We start from the raw sequence: 23,737 nt of genomic DNA, 5'->3' as shown, positions 1-23,737 counted from the left end.
GTCCAGGAAGAAGCGACGAAGAGCTACATGTCTTTTGTGTTACCTTGGCCGGAATCCATAAAAAAAGAAGAAAAAAGCTAGAGCGAAAAATAAATGATCTTAAGAAAAGCATTGCACCAAATAGTAACCCAGATGACTGGAGTCACCATTTCAAAGATATATGGAGTTCAAAAGCAGCTGAAAACTTTTCAAACTTAGGGTCATTAAATGACCGAATAAATTATGGACTCCAGTTTTCAGACCACCTCAGATCCCTAAGACCACATTTAGTAACTATGACTTGTATCATGGCCAAACCTCTTCCTGTCGAGAAGGCCGAGAGAGCAAAATCCATAAAAATGAATAAGGAAGAGGTGTTTAGCCACTCCCTGGTATCTTCATTGGAATATGTAAGAAAAAACAAGAAAAAAATAAGATGGATATTTGACAAACTGAAAGACGGCCAAAACCCAGAAGGTTGGGCTAAAGAGACATTCCTAGGTCTTCAGTACACTAGATTATTTACCTGGTTGTCTCATCGCGCTTATGTTCCCGAGCCCGAATTTAGAGAGCCGGGATCAGACGTTCTATCAGAAGTTGCTGACTATATTAGTTTCTGTGCCGCAAGAGAGGTGTTTAAACGGGCCAAAGGTGACGAGCCAGAACTTCCTACCGCACGATTTGGTAAGTCATTCTATTTTACCATCGATAATAATGGTAACGCTTATTCAAAAAGTTCGGTTGGCATGCCGATGGAAAGATTAATCAATTATACGTAGTACAGGCTAAGCTGCACAAATAAACAAACCTAAATACCAGTGCTCTCCCTGGCAGTCCCACCACTAAGCAGGTGGCGCACCCGCTCTGGCAGGAACTGCAGCATCCGTGCAACGCGGGCGGCTCGTCCTGAGCCAAAGCCAAGATAGCGCTTGGGAGCGGCCAGCGCTATGGTCGTTTTCTGAATCCCGTGTAGGATATTTCCTACATTCATTGGAGAGGCACAATGTGTGGCCGTTTTGACCTGCATACACCAACAGGCTTGATCGCAGAAACCTGGTTCGGGCAGACCAAGCCTGTTGGTGAGGTTCATTCTCGGTACAACACGGCACCAGGTCAGAGCATCACGATCATCAGTCTCAAGGATAACCAGGTTCGATTCAGCTTCGCTCACTGGGGCTATAAACCAGCCTGGGCAGGGGAGGAGGCACCGAAGCCGATCAATGCCAGGGCTGAAACGGTCGCAAGCAGCAAGTACTTCACGCACGCATTTCACCACCGTCGGTGCCTGATTCCAGCTGATGGATGGTTTGAATGGATGGCTACGGACCAGGGAAAGCAGCCGTACTACATCACGGACCCATCCAACGGCCGCAGTGACGTTCTGTTCTTCGCGGGCATCTATACCGGGGATATCGAACCAGGAATGTCAGCGGCGATTCTGACCGAGCCGGCTGCACCCAACCTGCGGCACATTCACGATCGCCAGCCCGTGGTCCTGGATCCGGAATGCCGTTGGGATTGGCTGAATCCCGAGATCACCGAACATGACCAGGTTCGCCAGGTCGCCAAGCGGCTGGACCCTCAGCGGCTGGATAGCTGGCCGGTTTCGCCCAGGATGAACAAGCCGGACTTCAATGATTCATCGATCATTGAGCCGTTGCAGAGGTAGGGCGACCACGCTTTTGAGTGTCCACGAAGTGTCAACATAACTGTTGAATAAAGTGGCTGAGCGCGGTTTTGCGGTTTGGTAAGTGTCTGATTGTGGGCGAGTATGGTCTATTGACATCGCTGGCGTTCGGATTGAAAATCCTCGTGTCGGTGGTTCGATTCCGCCTCCGGGCACCACTAATATCAAAGACTTAGCCCGCCTTGTGCGGGCTTTGTTGTTTCTGGGTGTCCACGAAGTGTCAACAGGATTTCCCTTTCCCTGAAAAGCACCTTTACTTCTTTCTATTCCCTTCGTTTCAACTTATCTTCCAATGAACGTAAGATGCTTACGCTTCGACATCATAGAATCTATGTTAAGGCAGAAATGAATAATGAAAGTGTTATGTGCTTGTTGAACGGAATGACCCATGGACCGGATTGTTCCAGTAATGAGTGGTACTGAAACGGGGTCAGGTCAGCTCTTCTTGCAGTCATTACTTAATTGACTATAATCCTCCACCGAAAAATTAATATAGAATTAAGGGGATTTCATGCTTCGCGTATTTGCGATTGGGCCATTACTCACTTTGATTTTCTTGATCAACGGGTGTGCAACAGTCGTCTCAGGGACTGATCAGACTTTGACCTTCGATAGTGAGCCAGAGGGAGCGACAGTCACCGTGTCAGGTAGAGTACTTGGAAAGACTCCCGTCAGCACAACAATAGACAAAAGTCAGAACCAAGCTCTTACTTTCCAGAAAGAAGGCTACAAAGAGCATACAACTCAATTATCTACGTCAGTCGATGGCTGGTTTTGGGGTAATATTTTTGTTGGAGGGTTATACGGATCGACCACGGATGGCGTGTCGGGTGCTATGTACGAATATGCTCCGGATCAATATTTTGTGACTCTTACACCGGAGAAGGCATCTGGTGTTTCTACCTCGAAGAAACGGAAGCTTAAGGAGCTGGTTGTTGCATTTGGTGACGATATAAGAATGGAACTTGCCAGTGATGGAGGGGAAAAATTAGACGCATTGCTGGATATATTGGAAACTCCACGCGATGAAGAAGAAACCACAATCGCAGCTATAGACAGTCTAGCCGCTAATAATAAAAATAATTTGAACTTCGCAAAGGCAATTATTGATCTTTACGAAGTTGGCGGTTGATGATCGGTTTGCCGACAGGATAAAGGCTGTATGCTAGCTATTGCGGGGGCGATTTGTCCTCGTTGTTGGTATACGATTCCTCTTGGGAAATCGTCCTAACTCAAGAGCCGAACCCTGTGAGCGTATACGACCAAGCCCCGCGTAACCGGGAGGCCGTTTCAGCGGTCTGCCCCGGGCCGGGCGTTTCGAGTCTTAACGCTGAAGCTGAAAAGTAACACTCACCGGCTTCTCTCCCTCGTGCCGCAGGTAATCCACCTTCCCGTAATACCGGAAGGGAGCAGCTTTGCCGTCCGGGCCCAGTTTGTTCTCCCGCACAAATAGATGAATGTCGATGCCCCGGCTGCGGTGCTCTATGAGTTCACGGCCCTTGGGGTTGGCTGGAGAGGTGCTGTTCTGGCTCTGCCAGTGGAAGGTCTGCTCGTCGATGAAATAGTCCTGGTAGCGGTGATCCTTCTGGCGGCCCTGCTTGTTGAGCGTCACCAGCAGAACATGTGCGCCCTGTTCACGCAGCACGATATGCCCCTGATTCCAGCTCCCGTGGTTGAAGGTCTCTCCGAACAGCGGAGGGATGTCTTCGCGCATGAAGCTTTGGCCTACGGCCAGATCAAAGGGATCGATGACTGCTTTCAGGCGTGCGAAAGTGCGCATTGATTCGTCGGCAGGGAGGTCTTCGTAATCGGGGTTGTTGGCTCTGAGAACGTATTGGCCGTCATTCTGTTTGGTGACAACCCGCAACAGGTACTGGTTGTCGCCGCCTTCATCCTGGCGCTCGATGGCCATGGTTGAGCCAGTAATGGAGCCCGCGTTGGTTGGGCGGATGCGTTCCAGAAGCAGGTAGTCGCCATCCCTGATGGGGGTCTTGCCGCCATCCATGGAACTCCCGGATGCCTGCGCAATGAAATGCGTGTTGGGATCGAGCCTGCCGTAACCGTCACCCGGGTTAACGTACTCTTCAGCATCCGCAGTGCCTGTCTTGAAATGGCCGCAGGCAATGCGGATGTTGGGGAAGTAGGGCAGATCAGCCCCTCGTTGTTCATCACCGAAGGGAACCACGTTGTCAGGCTCTGGCGTATCCGGTGCCAGCCGTTCCTGGTAGGTGCTGAGCCGGTAATCGACCAGTTCCTTGAGCATGGTTCCCAGAACGGGAACAAGCCCTTCGGGAAGCGTCAGTTTCGGGATCAGTCGGTCATCTTCGAGCGTGAAGAGCGTTTCCGATTCCTGGGACTGGTTCTCACCGACCCAGGCCGCTATCGGGTTTTTGCGCCAGTACCGCATCCATTCGGTCTCGTCGACCGATTCCAGGTGGCGGTGGGATTCCGTCAGGTCAGCCTGCAGCTTGGGGCGCCTGAGCAGGATGTTTCTTGAGGCTTCACTGATGGCGCCAATGGTTAATGGGTGCTTGAAGCCGTCGTTTTCAATCAGAGCTTCGAGAAGCACCATCTTGAAGCTTTTGGTCATTCTGGTGGTTTCAATCGCTTCCAGGAAACCGGCGGCCTTTTCGAGAACCTGCTTCTCCTCCTGGTCCAGATCCGCCACTTGGTCAATGAACGCCCACCAGCTACCGTACTGTTTGCGCAGTTTCGGGATGCTGATGCCAGCCCGGTAGACCTCAAGCAGTGTTGGCCGGCGGCCCATGCTTGATTTCAGCGACTGGTATTCGTCTTCTATACCGGCTGGGTTCAGGGATTGCAGGAAGTTGATGATCTCGAGGTCGTAGTTGGCGAAGCACCCTTCGGGGAGAAGCGTCTGCTGCTGGGACTGCACCTTTCTGGCGAAGTCGGCCAGTTTGCTGCCGGTTCCCTCCACGCCGAACAGTGCCTGGGGTTTGTTCAGGAACCCTTTGTGATTGCCGATGAAATCCAGGATGACCAGGCGGTCTTTTTTGTCCGAACGGCGCAATCCCCGGCCGATCTGCTGCAGGAAAAGCACCTTTGAATCGGTCGGGCGCAGCATCATGACGGTGTCGATATCGGGAACATCCACACCTTCATTGAAAAGGTCGACCGAAAAGATAACGTTGACCGAGCCATTGTTGAGCTTTTCGATCGCATCATGCCGATCAATGTCCGAACGGGTATGGACAGAAACCGATGGAACACCGCTGCGGTTGAACTGCTCCGCCATGAAATCCGCGTGGCGGGTTGAGATACAGAATGCCAGTGTTCGTTTCAGTCCCTTTTGGCGCCATTCGTTCAGTGCATGTCTTGCCCGGCCCAGTGTGGCGAGCTTGGTGCTAAGCGCATTGGGGTCGAAGCGGCCGTTGCGCCAGGGGATCTCCTCGTAGTTGACGTTCTCGTCGTAGATTCCGTAATAGCTGAACGGGCAGAGCAGGCCCGCACTGATGCCGTCAAAGAGGTTTCTGTTGTAGACCAGGTTGTCATCACAGAGCTGCAGGATGTCGGACTGGTCTGAGCGGTCCGGCGTCGCCGTCAGTCCCAGAAGGAACTTGGGCCGGAAGTGCTGCAGCAGCTTCAGGTAGGTGCTGGCTGCCGCGTGATGGAATTCGTCTACCACGATGTAGTCAAAATGGTCCGCTGGGAAGCGATCAAGGTGTGACGCACGGTGCAGCGTCTGAACCGAGGCGAACAGCATGTGTGCTTCGCTGTCCCGGGAGTCACCATAGTAACGGCCCACGCGGGTTCTGGGCATGACGCGCTGAAAGGTTTCTTCGGCCTGGAGCAGGATTTCTTCCCGGTGGGCAACGAACAGCACCCTGTGAGCACCCAGCTGCTGCGCATCAAAAGCGGCCAGGAAGGTCTTGCCCAGGCCAGTGGCCATGACAACCAGTCCACGCTGGTAGCCGTCTGCGCGGGTCTCTTTCAACGCATGCAGCGCGGCGCTCTGCTCATCGGTTGGCGTGGCTGGCTCTGGTTCCGGATCATCGCTTCCCGGGGCGATCTTGGGAACAATGTCCGGGCGGTTCTGCTCGTACCGGTCAATCCATTGATGGGTTAAGGGTTTCGTGCCATTCGAATGGAACAGGGCGGTGAATTCCTGTCTGATCGTTTCAAAGGGGCCAGCCCCATCAACCGAGTTTGAATCCGGAGTTATGACCCGGTAGTTCCACTCAAGGCCGCTGGTGAGTGCGGTTTTGCTCAGATTGCTGGAGCCGACGAAAGCATCGCCAATGAGTGTTTCATCTTCAGTGCGGACGAAGATGTAGGTCTTGAGGTGAAAACTGGTTTCCTTTGACTCGAACACACGGATGTCCGCGCCCCGCTCGGCCAGCCGCATCAGCTGGCGCAGGGCGGCGGGATCCGTCACATTCAGATAGTCACTGGTCAGGATGCGCAGGTTGGCCTGTGGCTCCTCAGTGACCCTCTGTACCAGGCTGTCAAAGATAAGCGCCAGGCCGGAGGACTTGATAAAAGCCACGGCAAGGTCGATCTCGTCCGCACGCAGGATGGCCTGTCTCAGTTCCGGGGCGAGGGGACTGGAATCGCCTCCGGTGATCAGTCTTTTCCTGTCGGTGCCGGTCATGCAGAAAGCCTGATTGTGGAATTCCGATGACCGACCAGGTTAGACGCTTTTGGTCCGCCAGACCAGCGGGGGCGGCCGGTCACGGCCTCTGGAATACAACGGTTTCCCAGGCCACCTCACTGCGGCCCATGCGGTCTGATTCATTCCGCTCAGCCACCGGCAGGATTGCCAGAGAATGGCTCCCCGCCAGAGTCTCCAGCTCGTGGCGGTCCGTCTCATGGAACACACGCTCACCATCGCCTGGCCCGTGCCGCAGGGTGATGACCAGGAGCCCTCCGGGAGACAGCAATGTCGTCAGAGCCTGAAAGGCCGCATTTCGCTGGGAAGGGTGGAGGTGCATCCAGACCGCGGATACCAGGATCAGGTCGAAGCGGTGATCGAGGGTACGGACATGGTTCAGTTTGGGTAAGTGATCCTCACACCACTCAACTGCCAAGTGGTGGGTCGCGTTTTCGCCAAGCTGCCTGAGTTCAGTGGCAGGCTCTACGGCGAGTACATGCCAGCCCCTGGATGCGAGCGCGGCTGCGTCCCGACCACTGCCGGCTCCGACATCCAATGCGGAACCAGGTTGTTGCGGCAGTTGCGCAAGCCAGCTCTGGTGAACGTCTTCGAACGACAGTTGCTGGTACTGGTTGAAGAAGTGAAGAGCCTTTTCTGAGTATGGGTCTGTCATATCAGACGTGGTTGGCCAGCCGCCGATCAATAGCCTTCAACATACTACCAAACGCCTTGGTCCCAGCCTTAGCGGCCAATGGAGACAGAACACGCCCCACCACCGGAATCCGGATCCGGAACACAGACGTCCAGGTAACCCTGGTCCCCTCTTCGGTCTCTTCCAGCCTGATTTCGCCACTCTCATGCTCGATGGGCGGCCGGGAGCGCAGAATCCGGTAGTCCATGTTTGTGGGCCGGTGGAAGTTGCTGATCTCCTCCTCGAACCAGACCGCGCCCAGGTCAATCCGGCGTACGGCCCCGTTGCCGTTTCGCTCTCCGGTGCCTTCCTTCACAAGCCAGGAATCCCGGATGCCGTCGAACTGCTTGTAGTTGGCGTGGTCACTGAGCAGATCAAATACCTGCTCGATGGGGGCGTTGATGGTGCGTTCCACGACGATCGTCTGCATGGTTTGAGACTCTAGGGGAGGGGAAATTAAAGGGAAATGCCGATGGCCCGCCCTGATAGGCAGGCGAGCCATAGGTACTGACGGCGTCAGCGTTTACCAGCTTGAGTCGCCAGCGTGTTCGTCGCTTTCTTCTGATTCAGCTTCCTCGCCGGCGTGCTCGTCGGATTCGGACTTCCTGTCTTCCCTGGATTTGTCGTGGTCTCTGGATTTGTCGTGATCCTTGGCCTTCTTATCATCCATGGACTTGGCTTCATCCCCGGCATGCTCATCCTCGGCATGTTCTTCGGAGTGGGCTTCGTCACCCGCATGTTCGTCACCGTGACTGGACGCCAGGGCCTGGCCCCCGAATGCAAGACCCGCCAGAACCGCCAGTACTGTTGCGATGGAATGGAAACGTTTCATGTCTTCTTCTCCTTGTTGGTGGAACCTACCTGTCAGCATACACCTCAGACTTTTGGAAACTGCGCCTCTGCCGTCAAGTACTTATGACGTTTACGTCGCTGAGCGTCGCTCCGGATCATCCTGGTTATGGTTGCGCTGGGTGAATGGCTCAGCGAGCCAGGTGGCGAACGAGAGGTAGTCGTCCCGCCCCTCGGCCAGGCCGAGCTCCCGCATCTCGTCCTCATCGGGTTCCTTGTAGGTGCCAAAGAGGTGATCCCAGATGATGAAGATGGTCGCGAAGTTGGCATCGCCCGTGCGCCGGGAGACCGTGTGGTGGCTGGTATGGAAGCGGGGCGTGACGATGAACAGGCGCAGGATCCGCTCCCAGCGATCCGGAAAATCGATGTTCGAGTGATGGAACTGGCTGGCCAGGCTGACCGAGATCTCGAAGGCCGCAAAGGCCACCAGGCTCGGGCCCCAGACGGCAATCCAGACCAGTTTGACGAAGAAGGAGATGAAGAGTTCGCCGGGGTGAAAGCGCAGTGCCGTCGTGACGTCCACATGGGTGTCGACGTGATGGACCTTGTGGAACCGCCAGAGAAAGCCTACCCGGTGATTGAAGCGGTGCCACCAGTAATCGAACATATCCAGCACGATAATGGTGGCGATGATCCCGCCAATCCCGCTGTAGCCCAGCATGGGGGCCAGCCCCCAGCCCTGTTCGGCAATGTATTCCGTCCAGTAGAGGAAGGGCGCCAGGATGATGAGCTTGACCACCACGGTGTTGAACACCGCCATGGCGGCGTGCATTCGCAGGCGCTGCCCGCGTGGTTCCTGCCAGGGCCGTTTGGCAGCCAGGCCCTCGATCAGGAAGAAGAGCGCAAACCCACCAAGGAAGAGGGGCAGTTTCAGGTCGTCCATAGTGGCTACCGCAGCAGGTTGATCCGGTCATCCACGAAGTTGTAACGCGGCTGCTGGACCCATTCACCGTGTTTGTGCACGGGCAGCTTGTGGACGTTTTCACCGTAAACGACCAGCTCGCCATCATGGACCTGTAGCCAGAAGTCCAGGTCATAGGTCTTGTAGGGGTCGCCTATGGCTGCGAAGTTGGTGCAGGCAAAGTAGTGGCCATCGCCCATGGTGCGCACAGGGTCGTGGATCTTCTGGAACCGGAGTTCGAGGGTCTGGCTGGTGCGCGGGTCCGTGATCTCGAAGACACCGGGGTTGCCCATCTGGGTGCGGTTCTCGATGTGCTCCTGCATGGCCGCCTTGATCTCTTCAGCGGTGAAGGATTCCGGGTCCCTTTCCTCAGTCTGCGTCTCTTCAGCCTGCGCCTGGCCGCGATCTTCCTCCGTGGCGTCGTTTTGCTCCGAGTTGGGCTCACTTGCCTGATCCGTGGAGGCCTGTTCGCCACTGCCGTCCGGTTCACCGCCGCATCGGGCCAGCAGCACCAGGATGAGGATGATGGGGAGGGCGATCAGTCCCTTGTGAAGCAGCCACTTGATTCGTTCACTCTGCATGGGTCATTTCCTGTTCCTGTCCTCTACCGACTCTATACGTTCGGTGGGCGCCTTCCGTGCACTACTTGAGCTTGGAGGCCCAGATCGCCAGCTTGTGCTTCATGGCCTTCTGCGAGATCTGGTCTTCCGGGATCGGTTGAATGACGTTGTCGTGCACAAGGAGCCGGTAGATGTACTCGATCTTCGCCTCCTGGGAGTCCGTGGCCTCAAACTCCACCACGCCACGGTTCTCGCCGTACTTCATGCCTTCCTCAATGGCTTTTTTGACCATTTCCTTTTCGTTCTTCATTTTTTTCATGGTCACCTCGTTGGGTATCCGCCTGAATCCACTGTAACGCCCTGGCTGAACCCCGGCTAGCGGCCACGGGCGGATGTTCTTCGTTTTCTGGTGCATAATGCGGGTCCAACCCGGGAGTTGCGTTATCCATGTATATTCTGGACATTGAAGCCAGCGGCCTTGGGCCGGATTCCTATCCGATCGAGGTCGCCTGGTGCTCGCTGGATGGCGAGCAGGCGTGGAGTGCTCTGATCAACCCGGCCTCGGCGGGGGATTGGGAGGACTGGGATGACTATGCTGAGGAGGCGATCCACGGGATTGCCCGTGATCAGCTGCTTCGCGAAGGGCAGGATGTTGTTACGGTCGCCCGCGAGCTTGAACAGCACCTGGGTGGCGAGGAGGTCTTCTCGGATGCGCTTCCCTTTGACAGCTTCTGGCTGCGCCGGCTTTTCTCGGCCGTCGGGCGCCCCAACCCGGTGCGGCTCCAGTCATTGGAGACGATCTACTGCAGTCGTTACGCCGGTGAACTGGGTGCGGCGATTGAGGCATTTGAAGCGCCCCACAGGGCGCTGGCCGACTGTCGTGGCCTGGCCGAAGTGGTCCGGTCCGTGGTTGGTCAGCAGTGATTCCAAAAGGAGAGGGTATGCGTAGCCGATTGATGGTGATGGTTGCGGCAGTGGCTGTGCTGGCCGGCTGCAGCGAGGGCAGGGGTGCGGATGAGGTGCATCGGGTTGAGGTCAGCGGTACGGGCGAAATCAGCCTGCCGGCGGAACTGGCGGATCTGCACCTGGGGTTCGAGGTAACGGCGGATGGCGCCTACGAGGCGAGTGAGCGCCTGCGGGCGAAGGTGAATCCACTGGTGGAAGATCTGCGTGGTTCTCTGCCGGGCGGTGCCGAACTCCAGGCCCGTTCCCTGGCGGTTGCGCCCCAGTACCGTTGGGATGAGGGTGAACAGAGCCTGGAAGGCTACAAGGCGACCCGCAGTGTTCAGCTGATGGCGCTGCCTGTTTCGGCGTTGGGGGAGTGGACGGCCCGGCTCTCGGAACAGAATCCCCAGCGGCTGTCCGTCAGCAACTTCCGGCTCCGGGAGGGCGATACGGCCGAGCAGCAGGCGCTGGCCCGGGCGTTTCGCAGCGCGCGCGGGCGGGCTCAGGCATTGGCGGACAGCGCCGACCGTGAACTGGGGCAGACGCTTTCCATCCAGGAACAGCAGGTATCCCAGCCCGGCCCGCGCCGGATGATGGCGGCGGATGCACGCGAGGGAGCCCAGGAGGCGGACGAGTTTGAAGCGGGCAGTGTTCGGGCCCAGGCGGATGTGCGCGTGACCTTCGCCCTGGAGTAGCAGGCGAACCATGGGGCAGTACCCAGCGTATTGCCCTCCATGACAGCTTCGACACCCCGCAACCTCATCCTGATCCTCGGCGATCAGCTCACCCCCTCGCTGCCAGCCCTGGTGGAGGCCGATCCCGAGAGTGACCACGTCCTGATGGCGGAGGTCGCGGAAGAGGCGGGCTACACAAACCACCACAAGCAGAAACTGGTGCTGATCTTCAGCGCCATGCGCCACTTTGCGGCCGAGCTTGAGCAGGCGGGTTGGTGTGTTCATTACCACGCGTTCGATCCGGACAGTGCCTATGAAAGCCTCGGGGATGTGGTCCGGTCTTCGGCGGAATCACTGGGTGCCGAAGGGGTCGTTGCCACCGAATGCGGCGAGTGGCGGCTGGACCAGGCGATGCGCCAGTGGGAGCTCCCCGCGCCGCTGAGCATCCGCTCCGATAACCGCTTCTTCGCCACGGTTGAACGCTTTCAGAAATGGAGCCGGAACCGCAAGCAGTGGCGCATGGAATACTTCTACCGGGAACTGCGCCGTGAGGCCGGCCTTCTGATGACTGCCGATGGCCAGCCCGTGGGCGGTGAGTGGAACCTGGATGCCGCCAACCGCAAGAAGTGGAAGGGCGACCCGCCCGCGCCTCCGCCGTTCCGGGTTGAACCGGATGCGACCACCGAGGCGGTGATTGCGGAGGTGGAGTCCAGCCTGGGCGGGCACGTTGGCCGCACGGAGTCCTTCGGCTGGGCCGTTACCCGGGAAGACGCGCTCAGGGCGCTGGATCATTTCCTGGCGCACCGTCTGCCCTGGTTCGGTGACTTCCAGGACGCCATGGCGGATGATGAACCGAACCTCTTCCACGCGCAGCTCTCACCCTACCTCAATATCGGGCTGCTTCTGCCCAGGGAAGTCTGCGAGGCGGCAGAGGCCGAGTACCACGCGGGCCGTGCGCCGCTGAATGCCGTCGAGGGCTTCATCCGCCAGATCCTGGGGTGGCGCGAGTTTGTGCGCGGGCTCTACTGGACGTTGATGCCCGGTTACGCGGCGGAGAACCGGCTCGGCAACACGCGCCCACTCCCCTGGTTCTACTGGACGGGTGATACCCGGATGCGCTGCATGGCGAAGGCCATCGGCAATACCCTGGAGCACGCCTACGCCCACCACATCCAGCGCTTGATGGTCACGGGCAACTTCGCGCTGCTTGCCGGCGTTCACCCCGAGGCCATCTGCGACTGGTACCTGGGCGTCTACGTGGACGCCTTCGACTGGGTGGAGCGGCCCAACACCCAGGGCATGGTGATGCACGCGGACGGTGGCATTCTGGGCTCGAAGCCCTACGCGGCCAGCGGCAAGTATATTAACCGGATGTCCGATCACTGCCGCCATTGCGTCTACAACGTGAACGACACCACCGGGCCGGATGCCTGCCCCTTCAACAGCCTCTACTGGCATTTCATCCACCGCCACCGGGATCATTTCAAGGGCAATCCACGCATGGGCATGATCTACCGCAACTGGGACGGTCAGGGCGAGGAGAAACGCAGTGCGGTACTGGCGAAGGCGGACGAGGTCCTGCTCAATATCGATGCCCTGTAGTGGGCAGTCGCCTTCGTCCTTACTGAAACAGATCCATCTGCCCGTTATTGCCTGAGCCGGACTGGCGCTTTGAGGGGCTTGTGGACTGCCGGTTCCGGCCTCGTGTAGCCCGGCTGCCATGGCGTTCCAGGACCAGGTCCGTGACTTCCCTGCGAACGTGCTGTTGCCGCCAGGCCTTGATGCGGACCCGCGCCCGGCGAGCCGCTTCCTCGTGATCGATCAGGGGCAGTGGGTAAGCCTCCGCGCCCAGCCGGCGGCGCTGGGTGGATGACAGTCCCCAGGGCGTATGGAGCCACTCGTTCGGGACCTCAGCCAGTTCCGGAACCCAGGCGCGGATGAAGCGGCCCTCCGGGTCCAGCTTGCGGGACTGCAGCACGGGATTGTAGATGCGCAGGGCGTTGATGCCGGTCAGGCCCGACTGCATCTGCGCCTGGGGGTAGTGGATGCCGGGCTCGTAGTCCGTGAACAGGCGCGCCAGGTGCAGCGCCGGTTCCCGCCAGTGCTGGTGCAGGTGGTAGCTGGCCACCGCCATGAGCATGGCCCGCATCCGGAAGTTGATCCAGCCGCTGTGGTGCAGGGCCCGCATGCAGGCGTCCACCAGTGGCCAGCCGGTAGTACCCTCGCGCCAGCGTTCGAGCGCTTCCGGCCAGTCGCCGGGGTTGCGCAGTCCTTCCAGGTCCGGGTGGATGGTCTGGAACTCGATGGCCGGTTCGTCCTCCAGTTTCTGGATGAAGTGGCAGTGCCAGTGCAGGCGCGAGCGGAAAGCCTTGAGGCTGCGGCGATGGGCGCCAGCGATGTCCGGGGCAGCTGCAGCCGCCCGGCACTGCTGGACGATCCGCCGAAGGGAGACCGTGCCATGGGCGATGTGCGGGCTCAGGCGCGAGCTCGCCTCCCAGGCGGTAACGGGGCTGGAGATGCGCTTCTCATACCCTCGGCTTCGCTGCTCGAGGAAATCCGCCAGCAGGGTCTGGCCCTGGCTCATGCCGCCGCGCTGGCGACCGGGGCAGGGGCGCTGATCACGGCAGGCCGGTTCCGTCAGCGACTCAAGGGCGCGAGGATCGGCTGTTAATGCCGGGGTGAGGCGTGAAGGCGCTGGGTAAGCGGGCGCCTCCATGACCCGGCGCCAGGCGTGATCCCAGTGGTCGCGGTTATGCGGGCCCCGAACCACACCGAACTGGCGGTATTCCCGCCACTGAATGCCCTGTTGCCGGCACCAGCGGGCTACGGCGCGGTCGCGCTGGAAGGTCCAGTCGTTGCCGGTCTCCTCGTGGCTCACAAGCCGGGTGAACCCGGTTGCTTCCCGGAGTCTGTGCAGGACAGCCGTTACCTCGCCATGACGCACGATCAGCGGCGCGCCCAGATCGCGCAGTGTCGCATCCAGGTCGAGCAATGAGTCGTGCATGAAGGCCCACTGGCGTTCACTGGTGTCCGGCAGCTGCCAGTAGTCCGGCTCCACCACGTAGAGCGGGATCACGTCGTCGGCCGCGGCGTCATGCAGTGGCCCGTGGTCGTCCACCCGCAGGTCGCGTTTGAACCAGACAACCGTTGTCATCGCAGCACCTCCTGCGGATGCCGCCTATGGCGCCGGCAGCGTTCACTGCAGTAGATGACCTGATCCCAGCAGCGGGCCCACTTGCGGCGCCACTTGAAGGGGCGCCTGCAGACGGGGCAGGTTTTTTCGGGGAGTGGTTTGTGACCCATGTTCCAGCATACGCCCGCTTGCCGGCGCTGGACTGCTCGCGGGGTGGGTCCATACCGGGGCTTCATTGCGTATCATAGGGGGAAACGCCACAAGTACCGGGTAACCGCTTAATGAATGAAACGAAGACCAATATCGCGCTGATCGGCATGCCGGGCTCGGGCAAGAGCACGGTGGGCGTGCTTCTGGCCAAGGCCAGCGGTCGGGACTTTGTGGATACGGACCTGCTGATCCAGAGCCGCGCGGGAGCCACGCTGCAGACTATCGTGGATGAGAACGGCTACGAGGCGCTGCGCGAGGTGGAGGAGCAGGTACTGTTGTCGCTGCAGCTCTCCAACCACGTGATCGCCACTGGTGGCAGCGTGGTCTACAGCGAGCCGGGCATGGCACACCTGAAGACCAGCAGTGTGGTGGTCTTTCTGGATGTCTCTCTGGAGACGGTGCGTGAGCGCATCGGGGACTACAGCCTGCGGGGGATTTCCAAGCGGCCGGATCAGACCATCGAGGACCTGTTCGAGGAACGCCTTGATCTGTATCGGCGTTACGCGGATATCGCCGTAAACTGCGATGGTTGTTCGATGGAGCAGGTGTGTGAGGCGGTGATGGCGGCGCTGCCGAGCGCCTAGCCCAGAAGCCGGCGTATCGGTGCCGGCAGGCCCGCTTCGAGGGCGCTCTCCCGGTGGAGCCACGAGCGGCTGCGGTCATCCTGGAGTGCCCGGGTACTGATGGCGGTGAGCCGCACCGGCCGGATCCAGAGGTGGTAGTGGCTGAAGGTGTGCCGGAAGGGTTCCTGTGTTTCGGGTTCGGAGGTTTCCAGCCCGAGCGCGGTCTCGCAGTGCTCGGGCAGCTCTTCCGGCTGCAGTGCGGGATCGGCTTCCGGGAAGCTCATCAGCCCGCCCCAGATCCCACTGGGCGGGCGCTGCTCCAGCAGCATCCGGCCTTCGCCGTCCTCGATCACCAGCATCCAGACGCTTTTCTCCGGTTTTTCCTTTTTCGGCTTGCTGCCGGGGTAGGCCTCCGGGTTGTTGCGCGCATAGGCCAGGCAGCCCTCGCGTGCCGGGCAGGCAGCGCAGCCCGGGCGGCGCCGGGTGCAGACCATGGCGCCGAGATCCATGATCGCCTGGGTGTAGGCCTGTATGCGTTCGTCCGGCGTATGCGCCTCGGCATGCTCCCAGAGTTCATTGGCAACCGCCGTGCGCCCGGGCCAGCCCTCCACCGCGTGGTAGCGGGCCAGTACCCGCTTGGCGTTGCCATCCAGGATGGCGGCGCGCTGGCCATGGGCCTGGGCGACGATGGCTGCGGCGGTTGAGCGGCCTATGCCGGGAAGCTTCTGAAGAGTGTCCTGTTCTTCCGGAAACGCACCACCGTACTGCTCCACAACGGTGATCGCCGCCTTATGGAGATTGCGTGCCCGGGCGTAGTAACCGAGGCCGGACCAGTAACCCATCACCTCATCCGTGCTGGCGGCGGCCAGATCCTCGACCGTGGGGAAGCGCTCCATGAAGCGCTCGAAGTAGGGGATGACGGTGGTGACCTGGGTCTGCTGGAGCATGATCTCCGAGACCCAGACCCGGTAGGCGGAATGCTCCCGGTGCCAGGGCAGGTCCTTGCGCCCGTGCTGGTCGTACCACTGCAGCAGCTGTTCGGCGAACCAGTCTGCCATGATCAGTTGAACAGGTTCCGGATCCGGTCCCGGGTGTCCTCGTCCACGCGCTCCTTGATTTCCTCCTCGACGCGTTCACGAGCCTTCTCCTCGGCTTCTTCCTTCTTGCGGTCCACTTCCTGGCGGGCCATGGATTCGAGCACATCGCCAAAGCGGCTGCCGTCAAAACCGCAGAGTCCTGCCGGGTCATCCCCGAAGCCGCCCTTGCAACGCACAGGGATGATCACGTTCTGGATGCGTTCGTTTACGCGGCAGGCGTTGTCCCGGTGGACCTCGCCCACCACACGCAGGCCCACGCGGTAGTCGAGCATGGATTCGATCAGGTTCACCACGCCGTCGCCTTCAAGGCGCAGGCCGGCGAGATCGGCGGTCAGGTTCTCATTTTCCAGAACGCCGCTGTTGATGGTGAAGTTGCCGCTCATGTCGTTGAAGGGGGTGCTGTCCCCCCAGTCCTCGACGCTCAGGGATTCGCCGTGTACCCGGCTGATGCCCTGGCAGGCCATGCGCGTCATGTTGACGTTCTCGATCGCGCCTTCCTCGATCCGGAAGTCGGCCTTGCCGTTCGAGTTCTCAAGCAGGGCGTTGATGCTGTTACCCCGTGAGGTGCCGCTGGCGTTCAGGTTCATGCCGCCAGAAAGCAGGTCCATTTCCGCCAGGTCCACCAGCAGCGGCTGGGTCTGTACACCGGAGAGCTGTTTGTTGAATTGCCATTTCGGGTTGTCGGTGCGGGCATCCAGTGATGCCGTCATATTGAAGCCGCCGTCATAGAGCCTGGCACTGAGCTCATCCAGTGACAGGCGCCCCTCGCTGCCCGAGACCTTTGCAAGCAGTTCGGTGAGTGTGAGGTTGCTGGCCACCAGTTCGCCGAGGCCGATCCGGATGTCCAGGTTGAGCCCGCGCAGTGTTTTCAGGGGCAGCAGTTCGCCTTCACCGCTGGAGGCAGTGCCGCCGGTATCCTGTTCACTGGCGTCTTCTGACGCGTCCTCGCCGTCTTCCGGTTTCGGCGGCAGGTAGCGGTCGAGGTTGAAGCGGTTGCCCTGGAGGTCGACCAGGATCGCCTGGTTCTCCAGTCCGTACCCGAGCTGGCCCTTGAACTCGGTTTCATCCAGCTGGACGCGGGTCTCCTGGAGCCGGACCATGCCCTCGCGGGTGGCCAGGGTGGTCTCGAAAGCAGCCTTAGAGAGCACGCCCTCATCCCGTGTCTCAATGGCTGGTTGGCCAAGCTGCTCCAGGAGTGTGGCGGGTGAGAATTCGGCCACTTTCAGATCGCCACTGACATCCGGTTGGGCACTGAACCCCTGGATGTTCAGGTTGGAGGTCACCTCCAGATTCTCCAGGCTGGCCATAAGGCCGCTGACGCTGGCGGTTTCCGCGTCCAGGTCTGCGCTGGCCGAGCCGCTCAGTCCCGCACTCACGGTTTCCCCGTTGAAGGGAGTTCCGGTAAGGGTGAAGTCGCCGTCGAGTCCGCTCATCGAGAACTGTTTCAGGTTCTGTGCGGCATTGAGCTGCATTGCCAGGGTGCCGTCCACATCCAGTTCCGGCTCATTGAGCGAGACACTGAATCCCAGTTCCAGCGGGAAGTCCTGCCCCAGGGCAATGTCACTGGCCTCAAGGCTGGCATTGCTGAGCTGGAAGGACTGGCCGGACTGACGGTTCTCGAAGTTCACCTGCGCATTGCTGATCCGGACTTCCTGCACATTGAAGCTGATCAGCTCGCTGCCGGACTCATCGGTCAGGGTCTGTTCCGTTTCTGCAGGAGCGGCGGCTTCCTGCTTTTCCGCTTCCGGCATGATCCGTGTCCAGTTGCCGGTGCCGTCCTCAGCCATTGCGAGATTGGCGAGGAAACCGTCCAGCTGGAAGGTGTGGACCGCGGGCGTCATGGTGATCAGCGACCACAGGTCCACACTGGCCACCAGCTCATCCAGCGCCACGAATTCCTCGCCCTCCAGCGACGCCTGCACATCCGCCACGGAAAGCCCGAGGGGAATGAAGGACCACTGGATGTCGCCGTTGAGCCTGAGTTCCAGGTTGGTGTTGTCAGCGGCGGCCTGCTCGATGTGACTTTTATAGTCGTTCGGGTCGATGACCATCATGGCTGTACCCACGGCAGCGACAAGCAGGATGACCAGTGCGACAATGGCGATAAGTGCGATGCGGAGGGCTTTCATTCTGCGTTCCCTGACAGTGGCTTCAGTAGTTCAAGATAACGCATGGCTGGGGCTTGAGGAACCACTCCGTCCTCTTCTGTCTTGACCGGGCGCGGGGAATTGGAGAAGGTGCGCGCAGTTTAAACAAAGCTTCATGAACAACAACAGGAACGGAACCATGTCCATTACGGTAGCCATTGAGATCCAGCGCGAGTTCACGCTGGATGGCGATTACGATTCGGTGTTTGAACTGCTGGCCGATGTACCGCGTTCGGTGTCCTATTTCCCGAAGGTCCATGAACTGACGGATCTCGGCGACAATACCTACCGCTGGGAAATGGAAAAGGTCGGAGTGGACAAGTACAGCATCCAGACGGTCTATGCCTGCCGTTATGAGTCGGATCGTGACCGGGGCGTGATTGAGTGGACGCCGGTGCGTGGTGAGGGCAACGGCCTGGTGGGTGGCCGCTGGGATCTGCGTGATGCCGGCGACGGCCAGACCGCACTCGCCTTCCAGACCGAAGCCGAGCTGACGCTGCCGCTGCCCAGGGTCATGAAGATGGCCGTCTCACCGGTGGTCAAGCACGAGTTCAACGGCTTCGTGGACACCTACATCGACAACCTCAAGAGTGCGTTCCGCGACGCCTGAGGCACTGAAAGGCGGGGCGGTTTCGGGCTATAATGGCGGTTTTGGACGCCTGCGGATGAACGACATGGCTGATCGGATGGCGCGCGTGGAGCGTGATACCCTCGAAACACGGATCTCGGTGAGTCTGAACCTGGACGGCACCGGGCAGGCGGACTTCGACACCGGAGTGCCTTTTCTCGAGCACATGATGGAGCAGATCGCCCGGCACGGGCTGATCGATCTCAATGTCCAGGCAAGCGGGGATCTTGAGATCGACGATCACCACACAGTCGAGGACATTGGCATCACGCTGGGGCAGGCCCTGGCGAAAGCGGTGGGCGACAAGAAGGGCATCAACCGCTATGGCCATGCGTATGTCCCCCTGGATGAGGCTCTGTCGCGGGTGGTTCTGGACCTTTCCGGCCGCCCGGGGCTGACCATGGAGGTGCCTTTCACCCGTTCCCATGTGGGCCGCTTTGATGTGGATCTTTTCGAGGAGTTTTTCCGTGGCTTCGTGAACCACGCCATGGTGACGCTGCACATCGACAACCTGCGCGGTACCAACAGCCACCACCAGATCGAGACTGTGTTCAAGGCCTTCGGCCGTGCCCTGCGCATGGCGGTGGAGGAGGATGAGCGCGCGGCCGGTGCCATGCCCTCGACCAAGGGATCGCTCTGACCATGAAGGAAGTGGCGATCATCGACTATGGCATGGGCAACCTGCACTCGGTGGGCAAGGCCATCGAGCGGGTGGCGCCGGAAGTGCGGGTTTCGATCACGGACCAGTATGAACGGGTGCGCGCGGCCGACAGGGTCATACTGCCCGGCGTTGGCGCCATGCGCGACTGCATGGCCGAAATCCGCCGCCTGGGCGTGGACGAATGGGTGCGCGAGGCGGTGGAGCAGAAACCACTGCTGGGCATCTGTGTCGGCATGCAGGCGTTGATGGCCGCCAGCGAGGAGAACGAGGGGACCGAGGGGATTGGGATGCTGCCGGCCAGTGTCCGTTTCTTTGGCCATGATCTCCGCGAGGACGGGCAGCGCCTCAAAGTGCCGCATATGGGCTGGAACCAGGTGTTCCAGACGGCTGCGCCGGCACTGTGGCGTGACATTGCCGATGGCACCCGTTTCTACTTCGTGCACAGCTATTACGTGGAGGCCGAGGGCAACGCCAACCTGGCCGGTCGTTGCCATTACGGCGTCGACCTGGCCGCGGCGGTGGCGGCACCGAACCTGTTCGCGGTGCAGTTCCACCCGGAAAAGAGCCACGACGCCGGACTCCAGCTTCTTCGCAACTTCATTGATTGGGACGGTTCTCTGTAATGCTGATCATACCCGCCATCGACCTCAAGGACGGTGAATGCGTCCGCCTGCGCCAGGGGCGCATGGAGGACTCCACTGTCTTCTCCCGGGATCCGGTGGAAGTAGCCGGGCGCTGGGTGGAAGCCGGCGCTCGCCGCCTGCACCTAGTGGATCTCAATGGCGCCTTCGAGGGCAAGCCCGTCAACGACGGCATCATACGGGCGATTGCTCGTGCCTACCCGGATCTGCCGATCCAGATCGGTGGCGGCATCCGCTCGCGGGAGGTGGTCGAGGCCTATCTGGACGCGGGTGTGCAGTGGGTCATCATCGGCACCCAGGCCGTGCGCGATCCGGATTTCGTGACCGCCATGTGCCATGCGCACCCCGGCCACATCATCGTTGGGCTGGATGCGCGCGACGGCATGGTGGCCACCGAGGGCTGGGCCGAGACATCCAGCGTTGAGGCCACGACTTTGGCCCAGCGCTTCGCCAATGACGGCGTGGATGCGATCGTTTACACCGACATCGCCCGCGACGGCATGATGGAAGGCGTGAACGTGGACGCCACCCGCCGTCTTGCGGAATCCACCTCCATCCCTGTGATCGCCTCCGGCGGTGTTTCCAGCATGGTGGATGTGCGGGCGCTGGCCCAGGTGGCGGGTTCCGGCATTACCGGGGCCATAACCGGCCGGGCCATTTACGAGGGCACACTGGACCTTGCCGAGGCCCAGCGCTACTGCGATTCGGTGGCCTCGTCATGAGCCTGGCGCGCCGCATCATTCCCTGCCTGGACGTGGACAAGGGCCGCGTGGTCAAGGGCGTTAACTTCGTTGAGATCCGCGATGCCGGCGATCCGGTTGAGGTCGCGCGTCGCTATAACGATGCCGGCGCCGACGAGATCACCTTCCTGGACATCACCGCCAGTCATGAAAGTCGCGACACCACCTACGAGATGGTGGAGCGCATGGCCGGCGAGGTGTTCATCCCGCTGACCGTTGGCGGTGGCGTGCGCCACGTGGGCCATATCCGCAACCTGCTCAATGCGGGGGCGGACAAGGTCAGTATCAACACCGCGGCCGTGCACAACCCGGAATTCGTGCGCGAGGCCGCCGAGCGTTTTGGCTCCCAGTGCATCGTGGTGGCCATTGATGCCAAGCGCGTGAGCGGTGAGGGCGAGGAGCCACGCTACGAGATCTTCACCCATGGTGGCCGCAACGCCACGGGGCTGAATGCGGTTGAATGGGCCAAGCGGATGGCTGACTACGGTGCCGGTGAGATCCTTCTGACCAGCATGGACCGGGACGGTACGAAAAGCGGTTTTGATCTGGGCCTGACCCGCGCGATCAGTGATGCGGTGCCCGTGCCGGTGATCGCCTCAGGCGGGGTAGGAAACCTGCAGCATCTGGTGGACGGCGTGCTGGAAGGCGGTGCCGATGCCGTGCTCGCGGCCTCCATCTTCCACTTCGGTGAGTACACCATCGCCGAGGCCAAGGACTACATGCGCGCTCACGGCATCGTTATGCGTTAGAGCGCCTCTGTAACCTGCAACTGGTTACTCCTGCTTCTGGACCAGTCGTGGGTCTGGAAGATCAGGGAACAGGGGGCGGTTATTATGGCGCATGGACCAGACCGTGCTGACCGTGGCAATGGCGTAGCCATGCCGGTCCAGCTCCGGAAGCACCGCCTCCAGGTAATCCAGCGTTTCCTCATACGGGTGGGCGATCCCGATGGCCGTGCCATCCTTCCGTGCTTTCCTGAGCAGCTGCCGGAACTGCCGGTGGATACTGGCCTGATCCCGCTCGTTGTCCAGGAAGACATCCCGGCTCATGACGGGCACATCCTTTGACAGTGCCGTGGTTTCCGCCACCGTCGCTGCCGTGGTGCGGCTGTCGATGAACAGCAGATCACGCCCCGCCAGCTCATCCATCACCCAGCCCATGGGCTCCTTAACCTCTGTGAGCAGGCTGCCCATATGGTTGTTGACGCCGGTAGCGCCAGGTACCGAGGCCAGAGCGCTGTGCAGCGTGCTCTGGACTTCCCGCTGGGACATGTCTGCCGCCAGCCCGCCAGGCCCAAGCCCAATGCGGGCCTTATTGGCCATGGGCGCATGGAGTATGACTTCTTTACCGTCATCGGCCGCTGCTCTGGCCTGTTCCCGGGTATAGGGACGGTGTGGCAGGAAGGCCAGCGTCAGGGGCTGATCCATCGCCAGCAGGCGTGCCCCGGCCTCCTGATTGAGGCCGAGGTCATCAATGATGATGGCAATGGTCGGGGGTGGGCCCTGGCCGGACGCGCTGCCGGGGCCCAGGAGCACCAGTGCGCTGAGTGCAAGGCTGAGGGCGAAGCGCATGCGTGTGTCAGTCCGCCTCGCCATTGGCCCCCTCGGACTTCGTTCCGGCGGCTTTGTCCTTCTCCGGGGTGAGGATCCGCATGCCCTTGAGCAGGTTCAGTGCCGAGCGCAGCTGGTAGTCCTTGCGCTGTGCCTCTTCTTCGCTTTCATCGGTGCCGGTGTCATCCGACTTTTCCTCGGCCTTCTGGCCGTTCTCAAGGTGACCGGGCAGGTCCGCCTCGCTGAACCGGCGTGCGGATTCCACATCACGCAGTTCCGCCGGCCGTACCTCGATGTCCGGCTCGATGCCCTTGGCCTGGATGGAGCGACCATCCGGGGTATAGTAGCGCGCCGTGGTGAGCTTGATGCCGTGGCTGTCGCCCAGCGGCATGACCGTCTGGACCGAGCCCTTGCCGAAGGACTTGGTGCCCATGATAACCGCGCGGCGCTGGTCCTGGAGCGCGCCGGCAAGGATTTCCGAGGCCGATGCGGAGCCGGAATTGATCAGCGCCACAATGGGCACGTTCTCGGCGATGCCGCCGGGGCTGGCATCGAAGCTCAGCTGGCTGCTCTCAATGCGGCCCTTGGTGTAGACGATCCGGCCTTCATTGATCAGCGAGTCCGCCACGTCCACGGCTGCCTCAAGCACCCCGCCAGGGTTGTTCCGGAGGTCGAGCACCACGCCGTCCAGCTCGTTACCGTGCTTGTTCACCAGCTCCTCATAGGCGGTTCTGAACTCCTGGCCGGTGTTCTGCTGGAACTGGCTGATGCGGATGTAGCCGTAGCCGGGTTCGAGCATGCGTGAGCGAACACTGTCCACCTCGATGATGGCCCGCTCAATGGTCACCTCAATGGGGCTGCTTTCGCCGTCACGCCCGATCGTAAGGTCGATCGTGGTCCCGGGCTCGCCACGCATTTCCTTGACCGCTTCCTCCAGGCTCATGCCCTTCACCGGGGTGCCGTCGATCTCGATGATCAGGTCCCCTGCCTGGACGCCGGCCTCCTGTGCGGGCGTGCCGTCGATCGGTGAGATGACCCGGACAAAGCCATCCTCCATACCGACCTCGATGCCGAGCCCTCCGAATTCCCCGGAAGTGCTCTCCTCCAGCTGGGAGAAAGCCTCGGGCTCCAGATAGGCGGAGTGGGGATCAAGCCCAGAGAGCATGCCGTCAATGGCCTTGTTGAGGAGCTCCTTGTCACTGACCTCTTCAACATAGCCGCGCTTGATGCGCTCAAACACCTCTGTGAACTTGCGCAGTTCGTCCAGTGGCAGCTGTTTCTCAGGGTCTGCCAGCTGCACTTCCAGCTCGTTGGTCTGACCGTTCACTGGCGGCTGGTTATCAATGTTACGCGTGGGGTCATTGTCCTCCCCTTCCATGGGCTCGGCCGCGACGCCGGGGAGGGCGGTCAGCGTCAGCACCAGGCTGAGAGCGAGGGTGGTGACGGGGTTCCGGGAGCTGTGTCGCATG

At 60.4% G+C, this 23,737-nt stretch carries 25 protein-coding genes; 12 read left to right on the top strand and 13 right to left on the bottom strand.

Annotated elements, in window-relative coordinates; translation table 11 throughout:
* From QZ501_RS02705 to QZ501_RS02695, 3 genes are all read left to right on the top strand, one after another.
* On the top strand, positions 1-758 hold a 758-nt coding region (locus QZ501_RS02705), incomplete at its 5' end, for a hypothetical protein (RefSeq protein WP_295716945.1).
* Positions 759-982: 224 nt separating this feature from the next.
* Entirely contained in the window at positions 983-1,648 is a 666-nt protein-coding gene (locus QZ501_RS02700) for an SOS response-associated peptidase (protein ID WP_295716943.1), read from the top strand.
* Positions 1,649-2,177: 529 nt separating this feature from the next.
* The gene (locus QZ501_RS02695) at positions 2,178-2,798 is read left to right on the top strand and encodes a PEGA domain-containing protein (RefSeq protein ID WP_295716941.1); all 621 of its coding nucleotides are present in this window, start codon (positions 2,178-2,180) and stop codon (positions 2,796-2,798) included.
* Positions 2,799-2,990: 192 nt separating this feature from the next.
* On the opposite strand, the gene QZ501_RS02690 is transcribed toward QZ501_RS02695, so the two are convergent.
* From QZ501_RS02690 to QZ501_RS02660, 7 genes are all read right to left on the bottom strand, one after another.
* Positions 2,991-6,278, bottom strand: a complete 3,288-nt coding sequence (locus tag QZ501_RS02690) for a DUF3427 domain-containing protein (RefSeq protein ID WP_295716939.1) — start codon at positions 6,276-6,278, stop codon at positions 2,991-2,993.
* Positions 6,279-6,357: 79 nt separating this feature from the next.
* The gene (locus QZ501_RS02685; RefSeq protein ID WP_295716937.1) at positions 6,358-6,951 is read right to left on the bottom strand and encodes a class I SAM-dependent methyltransferase; all 594 of its coding nucleotides are present in this window, start codon (positions 6,949-6,951) and stop codon (positions 6,358-6,360) included.
* Position 6,952: 1 nt separating this feature from the next.
* Positions 6,953-7,399: an SRPBCC family protein gene (locus QZ501_RS02680; protein ID WP_295716935.1), complete on the bottom strand. Its 447-nt coding sequence runs from the start codon at positions 7,397-7,399 to the stop codon at positions 6,953-6,955.
* 93 nt (positions 7,400-7,492) lie between these two features.
* A complete protein-coding gene (locus QZ501_RS02675; protein ID WP_295716934.1) occupies positions 7,493-7,801 on the bottom strand; it encodes a hypothetical protein in 309 nt (102 codons plus the stop codon).
* A gap of 90 nt (positions 7,802-7,891) precedes the next feature.
* Positions 7,892-8,701 (bottom strand): sterol desaturase family protein, encoded by an 810-nt coding sequence (locus QZ501_RS02670; protein ID WP_295716932.1) that lies wholly within the window; start codon positions 8,699-8,701, stop codon positions 7,892-7,894.
* Positions 8,702-8,706: 5 nt separating this feature from the next.
* Positions 8,707-9,300: a hypothetical protein gene (locus tag QZ501_RS02665; RefSeq protein ID WP_295716930.1), complete on the bottom strand. Its 594-nt coding sequence runs from the start codon at positions 9,298-9,300 to the stop codon at positions 8,707-8,709.
* A gap of 61 nt (positions 9,301-9,361) precedes the next feature.
* Entirely contained in the window at positions 9,362-9,598 is a 237-nt protein-coding gene (locus QZ501_RS02660; RefSeq protein ID WP_077529416.1) for a DUF5062 family protein, read from the bottom strand.
* A gap of 128 nt (positions 9,599-9,726) precedes the next feature.
* Here QZ501_RS02660 and QZ501_RS02655 point away from each other — a divergent pair, with 128 nt between their 5' ends.
* The 3 genes from QZ501_RS02655 to QZ501_RS02645 are packed head-to-tail and all read left to right on the top strand — an operon-like array spanning position 9,727 to position 12,500.
* The gene (locus QZ501_RS02655) at positions 9,727-10,203 is read left to right on the top strand and encodes a hypothetical protein (protein WP_295716928.1); all 477 of its coding nucleotides are present in this window, start codon (positions 9,727-9,729) and stop codon (positions 10,201-10,203) included.
* Positions 10,204-10,220: 17 nt separating this feature from the next.
* On the top strand, positions 10,221-10,919 hold the full coding sequence (locus QZ501_RS02650; RefSeq protein WP_295716925.1) for an SIMPL domain-containing protein: 699 nt from the start codon (positions 10,221-10,223) through the stop codon (positions 10,917-10,919).
* A 39-nt stretch (positions 10,920-10,958) separates the two neighbouring features.
* On the top strand, positions 10,959-12,500 hold the full coding sequence (locus QZ501_RS02645) for a cryptochrome/photolyase family protein (RefSeq protein ID WP_295716924.1): 1,542 nt from the start codon (positions 10,959-10,961) through the stop codon (positions 12,498-12,500).
* 19 nt (positions 12,501-12,519) lie between these two features.
* Here QZ501_RS02645 and QZ501_RS02640 read toward each other — a convergent pair whose 3' ends face one another.
* Positions 12,520-14,052, bottom strand: coding sequence for an FAD-binding domain-containing protein (locus tag QZ501_RS02640; RefSeq protein ID WP_295716922.1), 1,533 nt, complete (start codon positions 14,050-14,052; stop codon positions 12,520-12,522).
* Entirely contained in the window at positions 14,049-14,201 is a 153-nt protein-coding gene (locus QZ501_RS02635) for a DUF2256 domain-containing protein (protein WP_160899596.1), read from the bottom strand. Before QZ501_RS02635 ends, QZ501_RS02640 begins: the two co-directional genes overlap by 4 nt.
* 111 nt (positions 14,202-14,312) lie before the next feature.
* Here QZ501_RS02635 and QZ501_RS02630 point away from each other — a divergent pair, with 111 nt between their 5' ends.
* On the top strand, positions 14,313-14,825 hold the full coding sequence (locus tag QZ501_RS02630) for a shikimate kinase (RefSeq protein WP_160899595.1): 513 nt from the start codon (positions 14,313-14,315) through the stop codon (positions 14,823-14,825).
* Here the strand turns inward: QZ501_RS02630 and mutY are convergent.
* Both mutY and QZ501_RS02620 read right to left on the bottom strand, forming a co-directional pair.
* The gene (gene mutY / locus QZ501_RS02625) at positions 14,822-15,862 is read right to left on the bottom strand and encodes an A/G-specific adenine glycosylase (protein WP_295716919.1); all 1,041 of its coding nucleotides are present in this window, start codon (positions 15,860-15,862) and stop codon (positions 14,822-14,824) included. The genes QZ501_RS02630 and mutY overlap by 4 nt on opposite strands.
* A gap of 2 nt (positions 15,863-15,864) precedes the next feature.
* Entirely contained in the window at positions 15,865-18,030 is a 2,166-nt protein-coding gene (locus QZ501_RS02620) for an AsmA family protein (RefSeq protein ID WP_295716917.1), read from the bottom strand.
* Positions 18,031-18,187: 157 nt separating this feature from the next.
* Between QZ501_RS02620 and QZ501_RS02615 the strand changes: the two genes are divergently transcribed.
* From QZ501_RS02615 to hisF, 5 genes are all read left to right on the top strand, one after another.
* On the top strand, positions 18,188-18,658 hold the full coding sequence (locus QZ501_RS02615; RefSeq protein WP_095618709.1) for an SRPBCC family protein: 471 nt from the start codon (positions 18,188-18,190) through the stop codon (positions 18,656-18,658).
* A gap of 64 nt (positions 18,659-18,722) precedes the next feature.
* The gene (gene hisB / locus QZ501_RS02610; protein WP_151441488.1) at positions 18,723-19,316 is read left to right on the top strand and encodes an imidazoleglycerol-phosphate dehydratase HisB; all 594 of its coding nucleotides are present in this window, start codon (positions 18,723-18,725) and stop codon (positions 19,314-19,316) included.
* 2 nt (positions 19,317-19,318) lie between these two features.
* Positions 19,319-19,960, top strand: coding sequence for an imidazole glycerol phosphate synthase subunit HisH (gene hisH, locus QZ501_RS02605; protein ID WP_151441487.1), 642 nt, complete (start codon positions 19,319-19,321; stop codon positions 19,958-19,960).
* Positions 19,960-20,700 (top strand): 1-(5-phosphoribosyl)-5-[(5-phosphoribosylamino)methylideneamino]imidazole-4-carboxamide isomerase, encoded by a 741-nt coding sequence (gene hisA, locus QZ501_RS02600; RefSeq protein ID WP_151441486.1) that lies wholly within the window; start codon positions 19,960-19,962, stop codon positions 20,698-20,700. The genes hisH and hisA overlap by 1 nt, the downstream gene beginning before the upstream one ends.
* Positions 20,697-21,467, top strand: coding sequence for an imidazole glycerol phosphate synthase subunit HisF (hisF, locus tag QZ501_RS02595; protein ID WP_295716913.1), 771 nt, complete (start codon positions 20,697-20,699; stop codon positions 21,465-21,467). Before hisA ends, hisF begins: the two co-directional genes overlap by 4 nt.
* Before the next feature lie 24 nt (positions 21,468-21,491).
* Here hisF and QZ501_RS02590 read toward each other — a convergent pair whose 3' ends face one another.
* Positions 21,492-22,289: a divergent polysaccharide deacetylase family protein gene (locus QZ501_RS02590; RefSeq protein ID WP_151441495.1), complete on the bottom strand. Its 798-nt coding sequence runs from the start codon at positions 22,287-22,289 to the stop codon at positions 21,492-21,494.
* Between the two features lie 7 nt (positions 22,290-22,296).
* On the bottom strand, positions 22,297-23,736 hold the full coding sequence (locus QZ501_RS02585; RefSeq protein ID WP_151441484.1) for a S41 family peptidase: 1,440 nt from the start codon (positions 23,734-23,736) through the stop codon (positions 22,297-22,299).
* Position 23,737 lies beyond the last annotated feature (1 nt).

The organism is uncultured Halovibrio sp. (assembly GCF_913056445.1).
In the GTDB taxonomy this organism is placed as follows: domain Bacteria; phylum Pseudomonadota; class Gammaproteobacteria; order Pseudomonadales; family Oleiphilaceae; genus Halospina; species Halospina utahensis_B.
The sequence above is the reverse complement of the archived record's forward strand: the minus strand, read 5'-3'. Positions and strand labels throughout refer to the sequence as shown.